Below are 16,410 nucleotides of genomic sequence, written 5' to 3'. Positions count from 1 at the left end.
GCGATGCTTCGCAAAACAATTTGCAATGCAGCTCCCTTCAAACTCGATTCCTGCTTGCGCCAATACCTGTTGAAGGGGTGATGGAGGGGATTCTCCCCCTCCATTTCAAGGGCAAGGACAACGCTACTTCTGGCAAATTTCCCGGTCGTAAACGCCACCATTGACAACCAAAATTTGTCGTTTCTTCTTTGAAATCATATCAGTCATTATCTTCGAGTCATCAAGAAAGATACCACCAAAGGTTCCAGGTCGTGCATTCTTCCCGGCGATTATAATCAGATCCCCAATATTCAATGCAGCAACTTTATCGTTATTGTAATTCGTATCTTCAAATATGAACTTCAGGCCTTCATCTGAACCGGGAATACCCAATGTTACTACAGGATTTTTTCTGAAAGTAACAGTACCGATACCAGTTATTTTTCCTGTTACCATTAACTGACATTTTTTGAAGTCATTTGTTGCCCTGAATTCATGTTGTTCAAACCGCGCATAAACTTCCCCTGTTGTATACATTCGCGGAAGTATATCGATTATCGATGGTTTGGATGGTTGCTCAGGTTGTTGCTGAGTTACGGTATCAGCATTTACCTTGGCCTTCACTTCGGGGGTTTTAGGCTGATATGGGGGGGGCGTCAGCCCGTAAAGGAGATTGATGCCGTAGGCTATTGCGACGGTTATGACTGCTATTTTAATATAACGTTCATAGGGTGATTTCATTTCGTTCTTCCATAACTTCTATCTTAACAATACGCTCTCCATTACGATATATTTTCAGCTTGTCAGGCGGGGACTTCACTGCATTACGGATTTCGTTCATTGTATCTTTCGATAACATATCACAGCCTTCCATATACATAACCCTACGGGTATCGGTATCTGGTATGTTAGTGAAACTGCTACTGACCCATAAATCGGGTATTTCAATTCCATGTATCAGCTTCATATACACAACGATGAACGCATCTGTCAGGTGAAACCGTCCAACTGTGTATTTTCCGGTATAGGTATTACCAGAAGACGATGCTACCCAATCGTTTTTTAAAACCAAAGTCAGTGCATTATTTTCCATATTCAGACTCCAGTTCACGAATGCGATTGTTCGTCATGTCGGTAAGACATTTCTGTTCATTATTGCAGCCGGATTTGTGCTTTATCCATTCTCTTTGAGAAGGAAGCAATCGTTTTCGGGTTTCAGGGCTAAGGCTTTTCCAGACCGAATTAAGTTTCTCATCGCTTGCTTTATAACTGTGTGTATCGACGTTTGAGGTTACTGCATTGTTTTTGGGAGCTTCGCTACCGCTGCTATAGAAAACGGGTGCACGTACTCCCTGAGCGTAGTCTTTAGCTGCTTTTTCCCCCACGGCTTGCCCATTCGCAGTCAATACCTTTCCGAACTCTGTAGTGTCGAAACTGTAATTGCGGATCTCGCCATTGAAGTCCAGCTTCACGTTAACGGTTGTTGACTTCGAAATGGCAGTCAAGAAATCACCAGCTTCGGACCCGAAGGAACAAGCGACTTCTTTAGAATCACTGACATTAGGGCGTAACCCGTGCATCGTGAATCTGCCGTTATCAGTTGTAGCAGTGATATCTACCAGCGGAACGATTGATGATGATTGCTTTGTCATCGCGAAGCATATTCCCTTCAGATTTACATCCCTGTCCATCCCGAGAAACATCAGTGCGTTTTTGTCGCTGCTGGCGACACCCACTGATTTTGCCTCTGGCAAGAAATACACGGTACTGGAGGCGGTGGTTAAACCTGAAACGAAAACAACACCTGACGCCATGATTTTTAACGTTTTAATAAGAATTGTCATTCTGGATACCTTCTTTCTTTCGCACTCCATCGTGGACAGAGTATTCATTCCGTGAGTCTTGTTTACGAGAAACACTAACCGAAGAATCATGATCTTACATTGATCTATGAAATCTATCAATATCGTATAATTGATCTGTAAAAACGATCGATTAACATGGGGAGAAGAGGGGGAAGATGCGAAGGGTATTGTTTTTAAAGGGTTTTAAAATGGTTCATATGCTTGGTGTTAACGTCGGGCGGCGGGCAGCGGTTAGTCTTGAATACTGCGATTGAAAGACATAACAATCTACTTTGTGCGGGGTTTCCGGCAACCATAGAGGTGTTTCGATAAGGAGCGGTGCAATAAGTACAGTTCGTAGACAGAATGAATACGATGTAATTTTGAACCCTTGCTCTACAACGCTCTGTATCAAGTTTTACGGGGGTTTTATATTGAACGATGCCTGAAGTGAAGTGGTTTACTGAATTTGGCCACCTGAACAGAGGTGATATGCTCACCTCAGAACAACACAGGTGTCATAATGAAAAAAAGAAATTTCAGCGCAGAGTTTAAACGCGAATCCGCTCAACTGGTCGTTGACCAGAACTACACCGTGGCAGATGCAGCCAGCGCTATGGATGTCGGCCTTTCCACAATGACGCGATGGGTGAAACAATTACGTGATGAACGGCAGGGCAAAACACCAAAAGCCTCCCCCATTACCCCGGAACAAATTGAAATCCGTGAGCTCAGGAAAAAGCTACAACGTATTGAAATGGAAAATGAAATATTAAAAAAGGCTACCGCGCTCTTGATGTCAGACTCCCTGAACAGTTCTCGATAATCGGGAAACTCAGGGCGCGTTATCCTGTGGCCACTCTCTGCCATGTGTTCGGGGTTCATCGCAGCAGCTACAAATACTGGAAAAACCGTCCTGAAAAGCCAGACGGCAGACGGGCTGTATTACGCAGTCAGGTACTTGAACTGCATGGCATCAGCCACGGCTCTGCCGGAGCAAGAAGCATCGCCACAATGGCAACCCAGAGAGGTTACCAGATGGGGCGCTGGCTTGCTGGCAGACTCATGAAAGAGCTGGGGCTGGTCAGTTGCCAGCAGCCGACTCACCGGTATAAGCGTGGCGGTCATGAGCACGTTGCTATCCCGAATCATCTTGAGCGACAGTTCGCCGTAACGGAACCAAATCAGGTGTGGTGCGGTGATGTGACCTATATCTGGACGGGTAAGCGCTGGGCGTACCTCGCCGTTGTTCTCGACCTGTTCGCAAGAAAACCAGTGGGCTGGGCCATGTCGTTCTCGCCGGACAGCAGGCTCACCATGAAAGCACTGGAAATGGCATGGGAAACCCGTGGTAAGCCCGTCGGGGTGATGTTCCACAGCGATCAAGGCAGCCATTATACGAGCAGGCAGTTCCGGCAGTTACTGTGGCGATACCGGATCAGGCAGAGTATGAGTCGGCGTGGAAACTGCTGGGATAACAGCCCAATGGAGCGCTTCTTCAGGAGTCTGAAGAACGAATGGGTGCCGGCGACGGGCTATGTAAGCTTCAGCGATGCAGCTCACGCAATAACGGACTATATCGTTGGATATTACAGCGCACTAAGACCGCACGAATATAATGGTGGGTTACCGCCAAACGAATCAGAAAACCGATACTGGAAAAACTCTAACGCGGTGGCCAGTTTTTGTTGACCACTTCAGAAGTCTGCTTTAATCGCTCTGACAAGATACAGAGCGATTCATGGCTATATAGCGATGGATTACGCTAACATTTCTGTGGGGCAATTTTACAATGGCACTAACACTTACCTTTATTCCGTCAGTTCATCGATCAGTGTTCGGGGATGATCTAGTCGTTTTTTCGCTTCCGTCATGAACTTGTCTCGGTTGATCAATATGTCAATATGGTCATGCAGTATCAAACCTTCAGATTCAAGAATTTGAATATCGTTGATAGTCTGCGCTTCAACATAAATCTTACCCTTCTTCCAGCCTGAGTTGTTTTCGATAACGATACGCTGTTTATGCTGATCGCGGTATGTGATGGTAAACAAGTTGTGTTTCTTATCTATTCTGGAGCAATCTACGCGCATAATAACGGTCTTAATGTTTGCTCTTATTTTTGTGCGTAAAGGGTTAAGTGCGTCATCAATGTCAAACTTCCTGAACTTGTCCCAACCTTCAGTGTTCATTTGCACGATTGATTCATCGTATAGTCTTTTTTCCACTATCAGACTTTGTTTTTCTTGTTCTAGTTGATCAATTTGCGAAGTGAGGCTATTAATGATCTCAGGGCTTTTAGCTGAACCTATAGCCAATACATAGTTCTCAATTTGCGATTGTATGTCCGCTATTTTCCCTTCTAAACCAGATGGTTGATATTTCGTCTGTAAGAATATTCTATCGGCTATTAGTTGTAAAATCGTCCTTTCAAGGGTGCTTGCCCTGAATCCCCACTTATTACAATCTTGATGTAAATCTCTGGATGCACATTGGTAACGGTAAGCATGTGGATGGTTTTTAAGGGTTGATTTAGCCTTAACCATGTAACATGAGCAGTGCGCACAGTGCAAAATACCAATACCGGAAAGTAATGGTATTTCTGGATTACTCTCGCGATTCGGGGCAAATCCTTTGTTTCCAACTTGGAGCTTTAACGCTTCATATTCATCTTTGCTGATGATCGCAGGGTAATAATCATCCAGAACGTATTCTGCATTGTTTACAGTGATTACTTTTCGTCCATAAATGGCAGGTTCAAGGATTCTGGAACAATGCTGCATATTCCATATACCTTTTGATTTTTTGTTGCCAATAACCGGTCCATCGTAGTTGTTTTTCAGATGTTGAAGGATCATCCGATTTGACCAACCGTCTTGTTTTAACTGGATAATTTTTTTTGCTATGGGGAACAGGACTGGATGCGGATTGACATATCCAGTACTTGAATCTGTCCACCATTTATCCGAGCCTAACTCTTTAATTGCGACTACAGGATCACCTGGTTTCCGTTCCTGGTGACGTCTGATCTTGGACAGAGCACTTGCAATGGTGCGGTGTGATTTGGTTGAACTTTCTTCGTTTGCACGGCTGAACAACATCACGCTAAACATCAGTTGCTGCAATGTCTCGGTGTTTACTTCAGTCTGTCTGTAAACCTGTTTATCAATCCCGGTAATTACCGTGATGCCATTAAGTAATAAGCTGGTGAAAAGGTTAACCGCTTGCATGGCGTTCTGGCGTGAGAAGCGATCAAGGGATTCAATCAAGAGGAAAGACCCCTTTGGGATCAAACCGGATTCAACTTGGTCTATGAAATCCGATAAAGCTCCTTCCTGAACGTTTTTACCCTTGTACGCGGATACCCCTAAATCTTGGTATTCCTCGAAAATCTCCAGATCGTACTCAGTAGCAATCTGTTTTGCCATTTCAGCAATGTAGCTCTTCTGACGCTCAATCGAACTACCTTTACCTTGTCGTTCGCTGGAGTAACGGATATATGAATATAAGCGTGGACGATTCATGGTATTGAATTTCACTGGAAGTACTGTATTTCTTAAGATTGTAACATGTGCAGACATTGGTCATCACCTCCTTGGTAATCCATTGGGGCGACAGGTATAGCTGTTTTTACGCCTCAATTCTTAATGAGGTGTATTTTACTTTAGTGTTACCGATGGTGACGCCCAGCACCGCCATCACGGTAAAGCCCAGACCGGTCAGCACCGCGTGGATGAAATACAGCACCGGCGCGACAAACAGGAACAGGAATTCGATAGGCTCAGTCGTACCGCCTACAACGCAGGCGATTACCCCGGAAATCAACAGCCCTTTAATTTTGTGACGATTTTCAGGTCGGGCGCAGTGGTACATCGCCAGCGCCGCGCCTGGCAGACCGCCGAGGAAGGCCGGCATTTTACCCTGTGACAGGAAGCGGGTCGCACTCTCAGAGAAGCCATGAGTGGTTGGGCAGCTCAGCTGCGCCTGGAAGATGGTCAGCGCACCGCTTACATCATGACCGCACACTTCCATGGTGCCGCCTGCTTCGGTGAAGCGAATCAGTGCCACCAGGATATGTTGCAGGCCAAACGGCAGCAGCAGACGTTCGCCGGTACCGAAGATCATCGGTCCGAAATCGCCCGCGCCGTTAATGATACGGCCAATACCGTTGATACCAAGAGCAAAGACCGGCCAGATCAGCGGGATGACCAGACCAAACAGCCCCATGACCACGAGAGTAATAATTGGCACGAAGCGGGTGCCGCCGAAGAATGCCAGGGCATCGGGGAGGCGGATATTGTGGAAGCGCTCATGCAGCATCCAGATAATGACCCCCGCGATCACCGCGCCGAGGATCCCAGTGTCGATGGACTGAATACCAATCACGCTCTGAATGTTGTTGGCTTTCAGCACCGCAGCATCGGTAGTGGGCAGGATGCCTTTGGCGGTCAGCCAGAAGTTCACCGCAAGGTTCATCACCGCGTAGCCCACAAAACCGGCGAACGCCGCCACGCCTTTATTCTCACGCGCCAGGCCCAGCGGGATGGCGATACAGAACATCACGGGCAGGAAGCTGAAGGCAAAGGAGCCGACCTTACTCATCCAGATAAAGATCGCCTGCAGCACAGGGGTACCGAGGAACGGGATCAGCGTAATGACGTCCTTACTGCTGAGCGAGCTGCCGATCCCGAGCATGATCCCGCAGAACGAGAGAAGCGCCACGGGCAGCATAAAGGTTTTACCCAGTTGCTGGAAAAATTCCCACAGCGATATTTTTTGTGCTGTTTTCGCCGTCATAAAACGACTCCTTTATTGTTAAAATCAGTTTGTCTGCTTCAATGCTGCGAGAAGATAAAACGTTTTATCAAAGTTTAGTGCGCGCTGAATCACATTCTCAGCCTTTCACTGGTAGTATAAAGATAACGTATTGATAAAACGTTTTACCGATCTCATTATCAGGGAGTCACGCCAACACATGGCTGTAGCGAAAAAGATCACCATCAACGATGTCGCGCTGGCGGCGGGGGTTTCCGTCAGCACCGTTTCACTGGTCCTGAGTGGAAAAGGGCGCATCTCTCCCGCGACCGGTCAGCGGGTTAACGACGCCGTTGAACAACTGGGTTTTGTGCGTAACCGTCAGGCGTCGGCCCTGCGCGGGGGACAAAGCGGCGTGATTGGCCTGATCGTGCGTGACCTGACTTCACCCTTTTACGCCGAACTGACCGCCGGGTTAACCGAAGCGCTGGAGGCGCAGGGACGAATGGTGTTTCTGCTCCACGGTGGACGCGAGCCGGACCAGCTTCTTTCCCGGCTCGACATGCTGCTCACCCAGGGCGTTGACGGTGTGATTGTTGCCGGAGCATCGGGCGTGAGCAGTGAATTATGCGAGCGCGCGGCCGCTAAAGGGGTGCCGCTGGTCTTTGCGTCGCGCGCCAGTTATCTGGATGAAGCCGATACCCTGCGGCCAGACAACATGCAGGCGGCTCAAATGTTGACCGAGCATCTTATTCGTCGCGGACATCAGCGGATTGCCTGGCTCGGCGGAAAAAGCTCGTCGCTGACCCGCGCCGAACGGGTGGGCGGTTATTGCGCGACGCTGATTAAATACGGTTTACCGTTCCACAGCGAGTGGGTGGTAGAGTGTGAATCCAGTCAGAAAAAAGCCGCAGAAGCTATCGGTGCGCTGTTAAGCAGCAGCCCGACGATAAGCGCCGTGATTTGCTACAACGATGTGATTGCGATGGGGGCCTGGTTTGGTCTGATCCGCGCCGGGCGTCAGAGCGGTGAGGGGAGCGTTGAAACCTTCTTCGGCCATCAGGTGGCGTTAGGGGCATTTGCCGACGTTGGCGAAAATGCGCTGGACGATCTGCCCATCGTCTGGGCCACCACGCCCGCACGGGAGATGGGCTACACGCTGGCGGACAGGATCATGCAGCGCATCGAAAAAACAGACGTGCAGGCCGGGCACCAGATTGTGGCGGCGCGTTTGGTAACGGTGAAATAATCCAGAGCACGTTGCGGAGCGTAGGCCAGATAAGGCATCGCCGCCCCCCGGCAATAAAAAACCCCTCATGCGAGGGGTTTTGTCGTTTACTGCTGCGGCGCCGCAGGTTCGGCTGGCGCTGCTGGTTCAGCCGGTTCCGGCATGCCCAGGGCAGGCATACCAAACATGCCGACAAAGTCCTCCAGCGGCATTTTGTCACCGTTGAGCGTCACCTGGCCGTTGGCATACTGCAGGCTGGTGGAAATCGTGTTGTCGTCCACCTTTGTGATGCGGAACATCTGGCCCATCGCCGCCAGGCCTTTCACCTGCTGGTTTGCCAGCTTGCCGGCATCGTCATCGCCGTACCCTTCAAGCTTCGCAATCTGAGTCATAAACTCGGTTGCCATATCCATTGGGATCGTCAGCTTGCTGTCCAGAGACTTCACGCTGCGATCCACTTCCTGCGCCAGCGTTTGCGGTTCGCCCGTTGCGGTTGCCGGATCTTTCAGGAACAGAGACAGGTTAAAGCTGGTTTCGCCTTTGCTGTTTTTCCAGCTCAGCGGAGCGACGGTGATCACCGGTTCACCTTTGAGCAGAATAGGCAGGTTGTTGAACAGCACGGCCATCGCCTGCTGCTGATACACTTCCGGGTTCTGCTGCAGCGCGGCATCGGTCAGCAGCGCCTGGCTCTCTTTGCTGTATTTCTGGCTGAATTCATGCCACGCCTGACCGTCAATATTGCCGATCTTCAGCGAAAGCTTGCCGGTACCCAGGTCCTGATTCTGCACTTTCAGGCTCTTCAGGGTGTAATCCAGCTGAGTATTGATGCTCTTACCGTCTTTGGAGACATCCGATTTACCATCAACGTCCATGCCTTCCAGCACGGCCATCTCTTTACCTTCAATCGCAATGGCAATCTTATCAATCGAGAGTTTCTGATCGCCGATACGCTCTTTGAAGTCGGTCATGCGGCTGTTGCCGTCTGCTTTCAAATTGTTGAAGGTAATCTGTACCTTCTGATCGTATTCGTTAACGGCGTTGACCAGACCGCTTTGCGCTTCCCCTGTCAGGGAAAGCACGTTCCCTTCGCGGTCAGCATCTACGGTGAAGTTGCCACCGCTGAAGGTGACTTTCTCGTTCTCTTTCTCGTAGTTCAGCGCCTTCAGCGCGATATTCGAGCGGGTGTCACCGGCATAGCTGATGCGGGTATCAACCGCGAAAGGAGATTCATTTTTTGCCAGATCGAACAGCGGCTTAGTTAAGTCGTTATTCACCAGCACGGTGTGAACGGACGCCATTGATGGGATCAGGTTAAAGGACTTCAGCTGCGCCAGCGGGAACGGACCGTGACTTACCACCTCATCCAGCACCACCGTCTGGCCCGGCTTCAGCCAGCCATTTTCATTTCCGGCAACGGGCTTCACCACAAGCTGCATATGGCTGGTGAATACCCCGCGCTCATAATTCTGATAGCTCAGCTCTACACCCGCTTCCGGTGCGCCACGCTTAATTTGGCTGTTAGCCTGTGCCACCATCTCAGCCAGACGGCTCTCCAGCTGCTTCCCGGTAAACCAGGATGCTCCCGTCCAGACTACGCCTAACGCTACAATCACGCCTACCGCTACGACCGATTTTTTCATTGCGACTATCCCTAAAATGAAACCAGGCGGTAGAAACCGCCCGGAGATATAAAGCCTGCCACTAGCTTAGCAAGAGTTGTTAAAAAATTCAGTATTGTCTAAAGCTTATTAAATACGCGCGCCAGGCGACCGGTACCGCTCACGCTGACCGGGGACTCATTAGCAGCAACGAATGCTGACTCACCCGGCTTAAGCACCAGACGCTGTTCGCCTTTATGCAGTGTCGCTTCACCCTCAACGCAGAACAGGATCGCCGCGCTCTCCTGCGCGATGGTCGTTTCGGTCTGGCTGAGGTCGTGCAGGGAGAAAGCAAAATCGTCAACCGGAATAGGGAAGTCCAGCTCTGCGCCATTTTTGACGGGCTGAGTAAGCAGCTCGGCAGCAGGTTTTGCCACAAACTTCACGTTAGCCACCAGTTCAGGGATGTCGATATATTTCGGCGTCAGACCCGCGCGCAGCACGTTGTCGGAGTTGGCCATTACCTCCAGCGCCACACCCTGCAGATAGGCATGCGGCGTTTCTGCGAACAGGAACATGGCTTCGCCCGGGTTTAGCTTCACCACGTTCAGCAGCAGCGGGGAGAACAGGCCGCTGTCGTCCGGGTAAAACGCAGAAATCAGACGGATGGTGTCCCATGGTTCGCCCTGCTGGCCGTCCAGCGCCGCTTTCAGCACCGCCAGGGCGTGGGATTTCTCGTCGCCCTGCATGTTGAGCAGGCTGGCGAACAGCTGGCTCAGGCTTTCCGCGTTCGGATTTGCCAGGAAATGTGCGATAGCGTTATGCGCTCCTGCGACCGGCTGCAGCAGAGAGATGATCTCGGAGAACTCGCGAAACGCGTTCATCGCCAGGAAAGGGGTCAGCGCAAAGACCAGCTCCGGCTTGTGGTTCGGATCTTTATAGTTACGCTCGGCGGCATCTAACGGGATACCGGCCGCATTCTCTTTTGCAAAGCCAATTTCAGAGGCTTTCTTGTTCGGGTGAACCTGGATGGAGAGAGGTTGATCGGCACACAGCACCTTAAACAGGAACGGCAGCTCGCCAAAACGGTTGGCCACGCTGTTACCCAGCAGCGTGGCTTTATCGGCATCAATTACGTCGCGCAGCGCGCGCACCTGGCCGCTGGCATCTTCAACTTTTGAGCTGCTCTTCGGGTGGGCACCCATCCACAGTTCTGCCATCGGCAGGTTGTCCGGGTTCGCGATACCGTAGAGTTCCGTTAACGCAGTTTTACTTCCCCAGGCGTAGTTTTGCACTGAGTTGATGAGTTTTTGCATTATCAAGCCCTGATTCAAATGTGGAATAAACTCCGGGTATTAAAGCAATAAACCACCTGGAAGTAACCTGCGGATGTAAAAAGTCGTACTAGTCTCAGTTTTTGTTAAAAAATTGTGTAGGATAAGCTGACTCGCTTTTAAGCCGGGCAGCGGAACATCTGCCCTGAATAATCAGACCGACGCAGTAAGTGAGAGAACAATGTCGAACAAACCCTTTCATTACCAGGATCCTTTCCCGCTCGGTAAGGATCAGACCGAATATTACCTGTTAACCCGCGATCACGTCTCTGTCTCTGAGTTTGAAGGGCAGGAGATCCTCAAGGTCGATCCGCAGGCGCTGACCTTGCTGGCGCAGCACGCCTTCCACGACGCCTCGTTTATGCTCCGTCCTGCGCATCAGCAGCAGGTGGCCGATATTCTCAGCGACCCGGAGGCCAGCGAAAACGATAAGTATGTCGCGCTGCAGTTCCTGCGTAACTCCGATATCGCGGCAAAAGGCATTCTGCCGACCTGCCAGGACACCGGTACGGCCATCATCGTGGGTAAAAAAGGCCAGCGTGTCTGGACCGGAGGCGGCGATGAAGCCGCGCTGGCGCACGGTGTCTACAACACTTACACCGAAGACAACCTGCGCTACTCGCAAAACGCGGCGCTGGATATGTATAAAGAGGTCAACACCGGCACCAACCTGCCTGCGCAAATTGACCTCTACAGCGTGGACGGCGATGAGTACAAATTCCTTTGCATCGCGAAAGGCGGCGGTTCAGCCAATAAAACCTACCTCTACCAGGAAACGAAAGCGCTGCTCACACCGGGCAAGCTGAAGAACTACCTGGTGGAAAAAATGCGTACTCTGGGGACTGCAGCCTGCCCGCCATACCATATCGCCTTTGTCATTGGCGGCACGTCGGCGGAAGCGACGCTGAAAACCGTGAAGCTGGCATCGACCAAATACTACGACGGCCTGCCAACCGAAGGGAACGAACACGGCCAGGCGTTCCGTGATGTTCAGCTTGAGCAGGAGCTGCTGGAAGAAGCGCGTAATCTGGGGCTCGGCGCACAGTTCGGCGGTAAATACTTTGCTCACGACGTGCGTGTGATCCGTCTGCCGCGCCACGGCGCATCCTGCCCGGTGGGTATGGGCGTCTCATGCTCGGCGGATCGTAATATCAAAGCGAAGATCAACCGTGAAGGCGTGTGGATCGAAAAACTGGAGAACAATCCGGGTAAATACATTCCGGAAGCGCTGCGTAAAGCCGGTGAAGGTGAAGCGGTTCGCGTTGATCTGAACCGTCCGATGAAAGAGATTCTGGCGCAGCTGTCTCAGTACCCGGTCTCGACGCGTCTCTCCCTGAACGGCACGATCATCGTCGGCCGCGACATCGCCCATGCGAAGCTGAAAGAGCGCCTGGACAACGGCGAAGGGTTGCCGCAGTACATCAAAGATCATCCGATCTACTACGCGGGCCCGGCGAAAACGCCAGAGGGTTATGCCTCCGGCTCATTAGGCCCAACCACCGCAGGCCGCATGGACTCCTATGTAGACCAGCTCCAGGCCAACGGCGGCAGCATGATCATGCTGGCGAAAGGCAACCGCAGCCAGCAGGTGACGGACGCGTGCCACAAGCACGGTGGGTTCTACCTGGGCAGTATCGGTGGTCCGGCGGCCGTACTGGCGCAGGGCAGCATCAAGAGCCTGGAGTGCGTGGAATACCCGGAACTGGGTATGGAAGCGATCTGGAAAATTGAAGTGGAAGATTTCCCGGCGTTTATCCTGGTGGATGACAAAGGCAATGACTTCTTCAAGCAGATCCAGTCCTCTCAGTGTTCGGCATGTGTGAAGTAAGCTAAAAAGCCGGGTGGCGGCTACGCCACCCGACACCAAAAAGAGCGCACAAAGCGCCATAACGTTTCTCAGAAGTCATCAATACTTATCTCTTAAGCATGTGAGCAATCCCATCTTTAATTATCAAGGAGAAAGTAATGACAACGCATCGCCGTGAGAAAGATTCGATGGGCGCGATCGACGTTCCGGCCGACAAACTCTGGGGGGCGCAAACCCAGCGCTCGCTGGAACATTTCCGTATCTCGACAGAGAAAATGCCCGTTTCGCTGATTCAGGCGCTGGCGCTAACCAAACGTGCCGCCGCCAAAGTGAATCTGGATCTGGGCCTGCTGGCGGCTGACAAAGCCAACGCCATCATCAGTGCCGCCGACGAAGTGCTGGCGGGCAAGCATCCCGACGAATTCCCCCTGGCCATCTGGCAGACCGGCTCTGGCACGCAGAGCAACATGAACATGAATGAAGTGCTGGCCAACCGTGCAAGCGAGTTGCTGGGCGGCGTGCGCGGTATGGAGCGTAAGGTTCACCCGAACGATGACGTTAACAAGAGCCAGAGCTCCAACGATGTCTTCCCGACGGCAATGCACGTGGCGGCGGTGATTGCCATCCGTGAACAGCTGATCCCGCAGCTAAATGTGCTTAAAAGCACCCTTAACGAGAAAGCCCAGGCCTTCAGTGATATCGTCAAAATCGGGCGTACCCACCTGCAGGATGCCACGCCGCTGACCCTTGGACAGGAGATATCCGGCTGGGTGGCGATGCTGGAACACAATCTCAAACACATTGAGTACAGCCTGCCGCATCTCTCTGAGCTGGCGCTGGGCGGCACGGCGGTGGGGACGGGGTTAAATACCCATCCGGAGTACGCGGTGCGCGTGGCGGAAGAGCTGGCCGCGATTACCGGGCAACCGTTTGTTACCGCGCCCAATAAGTTTGAGGCGCTGGCAACCTGCGACGCGCTGGTTCACACCCATGGTGCGCTGAAAGGGCTGGCGGCATCACTGATGAAAATCGCCAACGATGTGCGCTGGCTGGCCTCTGGCCCGCGCTGCGGCATTGGTGAAATCAGCATCCCGGAAAATGAACCGGGTAGCTCCATTATGCCGGGCAAAGTGAACCCGACGCAGTGTGAAGCCATGACTATGCTCTGCTGTCAGGTGCTGGGAAATGACGTGGCCGTCAATATGGGCGGTGCGTCAGGCAATTTCGAGCTGAACGTCTATCGTCCGATGGTTATCCACAATGTGCTTCAGTCTGTACGTCTGCTGGCGGACGGCATGGAGAGTTTCAACGCGCATTGCGCCTCCGGCATTGAGCCGAACCGCGAGCGAATCAGTCAGTTGCTCAATGAGTCGCTGATGCTGGTGACCGCCCTCAATACCCATATCGGCTACGACAAAGCCGCTGAGATCGCCAAAAAGGCGCATAAAGAGGGGCTGACGCTGAAAGCCTCTGCGCTGGCGCTTGGCTACCTCACGGAAGACGAGTTTGATGCCTGGGTCCGCCCTGAAGCGATGGTCGGCAGCCTGAAATAGTCACGTCGCCACATACAGGTGCAGCCGGGGAATAATCAGCTGCAGCGGCTGCGCCTGAGGTTTATAGCGATGCTGAACGTTTTCCGCATCGTAATTCAGCAGTTCGCCAATGTCCGGTACCACAGCGCCCTGATCGGCATCATAGAGCGCAATCAACGGCGTTGGGCAGGCGTACTGGATTTGCTTTTGCTGGCCTGAATACCAGACGCGGGCGATAGGCTGCACCTTCACCGGGCGTTTAATCTTAAGGCGCGTTTCAACGGGCAATGACGCGATGCTGTGATACTCCTGCTCCAGGCGCTCAATCCACTGCTCGCGCGACCACGGAGCCACGGTGCGCGGCGCTTTCAGGCTCTTTTCCAGCTGGGCCAGGATCTCATCCCGGGTAAAGTTTTTGATAATGTGCTTGTTGGCCCAGCCGAAGCGCAGCGTGGCGGGCTGACGCAGTACCGTCAGCGTACGGTAGGCATTCAGGGTGATTAAACCCGGAAGCTGGCGGTGCACCCACTCAAAGCGGGCGGCTGGCGCCAGGCCTGACTCTTCGGTAATGATCTTTTCAAATGCCGCTTTCAGGGTATTGATGTGCGTAATCTGGGTTTCCAGCGCCTCACGGGTTTCGGCGTCCGTTTGCAGACAGATCACCCCCGGCAGGCGAACGGCCGCCTTGCTGCTGCGGTTTTCTGACTGCTGCTGAATAAACAGGCGACGATAGTGCTGTAGCGCCAGATCCCGCGCGGATTGGCCGATATGCTGTTTGACGTCGATGGTTTGCAGCGGATCGTGCTCTGCGCCTTTTGCCACCTCCGGCAGGGTAAAGACCCGCGCAGCCAACAGGCGGCAGGCCTGCAGGCGCTCGGTCAGCGTTAACAGCTCATGCTCCATCTCCCGAAAGGTGCTGTTCAGCCTTTCGATAAGATCGTATGTCGCCATGTGAATCCCCATTAGTTACAACATACTCATGGTATAGCACAGCACGCCGGGTCAGGCCAGCGTGCGGTTAAGGTCAGGCAGGAACGGGAAGGGCGATGTTATGGTACACCGGCCAGCTAAAGCAGAAGCATGCGCCGCCGAGTTCACTCTCCCCGCACTGCACCGTGCCGCCCATCGCCTGCGCGATAGAGTGGACAATCGCCAGCCCCAGACCACACCCTCCCGTCGCACGGTCGCGGCTCGGGTCGAGACGCACAAACGGCTCGAACACGGTTTCACGCGCATCCGGGGCGATGCCGGGGCCATCGTCTTCCACCGTCAGACGGGCCTGATTGTCCTGCAAGTCCAGGCCAATCCGCAGCGTGCTCTCGCTGTAGCGCATGGCGTTGTTCATCAGATTATCCAGCACGCGTTCCATCAGGCGCATGTCCAGCGCGCCGTAATCACCCGGCGTGACGCGCGTTAACAGGGTGCGTTGCGGATTGACGCTCTGGACGTCATCAATATGGGTTTGGATCCACGTCGGCAGATCCGGGGTACTGAGGTGCAGTTCATTTTGTGGACGGTCAAGACGAGCATAGGTGAGCAGCTCCTCAATGAGCGCTTCAAGCTGGCCGATGTCGCGGTTTAACGCCTGAGACTCTGCCGCCGTAAGGTTTTCGCTCATCTCCAGCCGATAGCGCAGACGCACCAGCGGCGTGCGCAGCTCATGAGCAATCCCGTCGATCAGTTGTTTTTTACTGGCAATCAGGGCGTTGATGTTATCGGCCATCTGGTTAAATGCCACCCCCAGACGTTCAAAGCTGGACCCGCTGTCAAAGTGAATACGCTCGGTAAGATGCCCCTCGCCAAAGCGCTGTGCGGCGGATTCCAGTTTGAGCATGTCCTGCCAGTGTGGGCGCATCCAGATAAAGACCGGGAAGGCGAGTGAAATGGCGATAAAGGCCATCAGGGCCATATCCAGCAGGCGCATCTGGTGCAGATAATAGAGATAAGGCACCGGCCCTACGGCCAGCACATAATGACTGCGCGGAATGCGCTGGATAAACGTGTATTTCTCATCCAGTGCCACGATATCCCCGTCACGCAGGCGCTGCATGGCAGGCGGATCTAAATCGAAATCCTTCAGCGGTTCAATGCGCAGATCGAACGACAGGTTCAAATCCAGCTCTTTTAAGGTTCTTGCCCAGTCATGTGGCGGAATTTCACGCAGTTCGCTGCGCATCAGATAAAGAGAGCTTTTCATCAGATCGTCCAGCGACTGCCTGCCCGCTCGTTCGGCAGTGAACTTATAGACCAGCCCGACCAGCATGGTCATCACCAGGAAGCAGACAAACAGCAAAAGATAAAACTGCACAAAAAGCTTTTTCATTAAATCTCAC

Annotated in this window: 12 protein-coding genes and 1 pseudogene; 4 read left to right on the top strand and 9 right to left on the bottom strand. The window is 52.5% G+C overall.

The features are described from left to right. Positions 1–123 precede the first annotated feature (123 nt). Genes ECL_RS11205 through ECL_RS11195 form a run of 3 tightly spaced genes read right to left on the bottom strand, consistent with a single transcriptional unit; the run spans position 124 to position 1,823 of the window. Positions 124–720 carry a hypothetical protein gene (locus tag ECL_RS11205; protein ID WP_016537359.1) on the bottom strand — a complete coding sequence of 199 codons (597 nt, stop codon included), beginning with the start codon at positions 718–720 and terminating at the stop codon, positions 124–126. Further along, positions 704–1,072, bottom strand: a complete 369-nt coding sequence (locus ECL_RS11200) for a hypothetical protein (protein WP_023280004.1) — start codon at positions 1,070–1,072, stop codon at positions 704–706. The genes ECL_RS11205 and ECL_RS11200 overlap by 17 nt, the downstream gene beginning before the upstream one ends. Next, positions 1,062–1,823 (bottom strand): lysozyme inhibitor LprI family protein, encoded by a 762-nt coding sequence (locus ECL_RS11195; protein ID WP_176682066.1) that lies wholly within the window; start codon positions 1,821–1,823, stop codon positions 1,062–1,064. Before ECL_RS11195 ends, ECL_RS11200 begins: the two co-directional genes overlap by 11 nt. Before the next feature lie 523 nt (positions 1,824–2,346). Here ECL_RS11195 and ECL_RS11190 point away from each other — a divergent pair. Continuing rightward, a protein-coding gene (locus tag ECL_RS11190) for an IS3-like element ISEc52 family transposase (protein WP_085929673.1) occupies positions 2,347–3,515 on the top strand; the annotation gives its coding sequence in 2 pieces (ribosomal slippage) (positions 2,347–2,596 and positions 2,596–3,515; 1,170 coding nt in all). A 119-nt stretch (positions 3,516–3,634) separates the two neighbouring features. Here ECL_RS11190 and ECL_RS11185 read toward each other — a convergent pair. Further along, positions 3,635–5,404: a recombinase family protein gene (locus tag ECL_RS11185; RefSeq protein WP_013096884.1), complete on the bottom strand. Its 1,770-nt coding sequence runs from the start codon at positions 5,402–5,404 to the stop codon at positions 3,635–3,637. 85 nt (positions 5,405–5,489) lie between these two features. After that, positions 5,490–6,620, bottom strand: a pseudogene (gene malX, locus ECL_RS11180) (PTS maltose transporter subunit IICB); the annotation flags it as partial. Between the two features lie 178 nt (positions 6,621–6,798). Here malX and ECL_RS11175 point away from each other — a divergent pair. After that, on the top strand, positions 6,799–7,827 hold the full coding sequence (locus ECL_RS11175) for a Mal regulon transcriptional regulator MalI (protein WP_013096882.1): 1,029 nt from the start codon (positions 6,799–6,801) through the stop codon (positions 7,825–7,827). Between the two features lie 86 nt (positions 7,828–7,913). On the opposite strand, the gene ECL_RS11170 is transcribed toward ECL_RS11175, so the two are convergent. Both ECL_RS11170 and manA read right to left on the bottom strand, forming a co-directional pair. Further along, positions 7,914–9,446 (bottom strand): YdgA family protein, encoded by a 1,533-nt coding sequence (locus ECL_RS11170; protein WP_013096881.1) that lies wholly within the window; start codon positions 9,444–9,446, stop codon positions 7,914–7,916. Positions 9,447–9,544: 98 nt separating this feature from the next. Beyond that, the gene (gene manA, locus ECL_RS11165) at positions 9,545–10,720 is read right to left on the bottom strand and encodes a mannose-6-phosphate isomerase (RefSeq protein ID WP_013096880.1); all 1,176 of its coding nucleotides are present in this window, start codon (positions 10,718–10,720) and stop codon (positions 9,545–9,547) included. A gap of 199 nt (positions 10,721–10,919) precedes the next feature. On the opposite strand from manA, the gene fumA reads away from it, so the two are divergent. Both fumA and fumC read left to right on the top strand, forming a co-directional pair. Continuing rightward, a complete protein-coding gene (fumA, locus tag ECL_RS11160) occupies positions 10,920–12,566 on the top strand; it encodes a class I fumarate hydratase FumA (protein ID WP_013096879.1) in 1,647 nt (548 codons plus the stop codon). Between the two features lie 137 nt (positions 12,567–12,703). Then, positions 12,704–14,098: a class II fumarate hydratase gene (gene fumC, locus ECL_RS11155; protein ID WP_013096878.1), complete on the top strand. Its 1,395-nt coding sequence runs from the start codon at positions 12,704–12,706 to the stop codon at positions 14,096–14,098. On the opposite strand, the gene tus is transcribed toward fumC, so the two are convergent. Both tus and rstB read right to left on the bottom strand, forming a co-directional pair. After that, positions 14,099–15,028 carry a DNA replication terminus site-binding protein gene (gene tus / locus ECL_RS11150; RefSeq protein ID WP_013096877.1) on the bottom strand — a complete coding sequence of 310 codons (930 nt, stop codon included), beginning with the start codon at positions 15,026–15,028 and terminating at the stop codon, positions 14,099–14,101. Between the two features lie 73 nt (positions 15,029–15,101). After that, on the bottom strand, positions 15,102–16,400 hold the full coding sequence (gene rstB / locus ECL_RS11145) for a two-component system sensor histidine kinase RstB (protein WP_013096876.1): 1,299 nt from the start codon (positions 16,398–16,400) through the stop codon (positions 15,102–15,104). Positions 16,401–16,410 lie beyond the last annotated feature (10 nt).

It is taken from the genome of Enterobacter cloacae subsp. cloacae ATCC 13047 (assembly GCF_000025565.1).
In the GTDB taxonomy this organism is placed as follows: domain Bacteria; phylum Pseudomonadota; class Gammaproteobacteria; order Enterobacterales; family Enterobacteriaceae; genus Enterobacter; species Enterobacter cloacae.
The sequence above is the reverse complement of the archived record's forward strand: the minus strand, read 5'-3'. Positions and strand labels throughout refer to the sequence as shown.

What these genes read in the sequence shown, in the direction of transcription:
- ECL_RS11205 (WP_016537359.1), bottom strand. Translation starts at nt 720, where the DNA reads ATGAAATCACCCTATGAACGTTATATTAAAATAGCAGTCATAACCGTC.
- ECL_RS11200 (WP_023280004.1), bottom strand. Translation starts at nt 1,072, where the DNA reads ATGGAAAATAATGCACTGACTTTGGTTTTAAAAAACGATTGGGTAGCA.
- ECL_RS11195 (WP_176682066.1), bottom strand. Translation starts at nt 1,823, where the DNA reads ATGACAATTCTTATTAAAACGTTAAAAATCATGGCGTCAGGTGTTGTT.
- ECL_RS11185 (WP_013096884.1), bottom strand. Translation starts at nt 5,404, where the DNA reads ATGTCTGCACATGTTACAATCTTAAGAAATACAGTACTTCCAGTGAAA.
- ECL_RS11175 (WP_013096882.1), top strand. Translation starts at nt 6,799, where the DNA reads ATGGCTGTAGCGAAAAAGATCACCATCAACGATGTCGCGCTGGCGGCG.
- ECL_RS11170 (WP_013096881.1), bottom strand. Translation starts at nt 9,446, where the DNA reads ATGAAAAAATCGGTCGTAGCGGTAGGCGTGATTGTAGCGTTAGGCGTA.
- manA (WP_013096880.1), bottom strand. Translation starts at nt 10,720, where the DNA reads ATGCAAAAACTCATCAACTCAGTGCAAAACTACGCCTGGGGAAGTAAA.
- fumA (WP_013096879.1), top strand. Translation starts at nt 10,920, where the DNA reads ATGTCGAACAAACCCTTTCATTACCAGGATCCTTTCCCGCTCGGTAAG.
- fumC (WP_013096878.1), top strand. Translation starts at nt 12,704, where the DNA reads ATGACAACGCATCGCCGTGAGAAAGATTCGATGGGCGCGATCGACGTT.
- tus (WP_013096877.1), bottom strand. Translation starts at nt 15,028, where the DNA reads ATGGCGACATACGATCTTATCGAAAGGCTGAACAGCACCTTTCGGGAG.
- rstB (WP_013096876.1), bottom strand. Translation starts at nt 16,400, where the DNA reads ATGAAAAAGCTTTTTGTGCAGTTTTATCTTTTGCTGTTTGTCTGCTTC.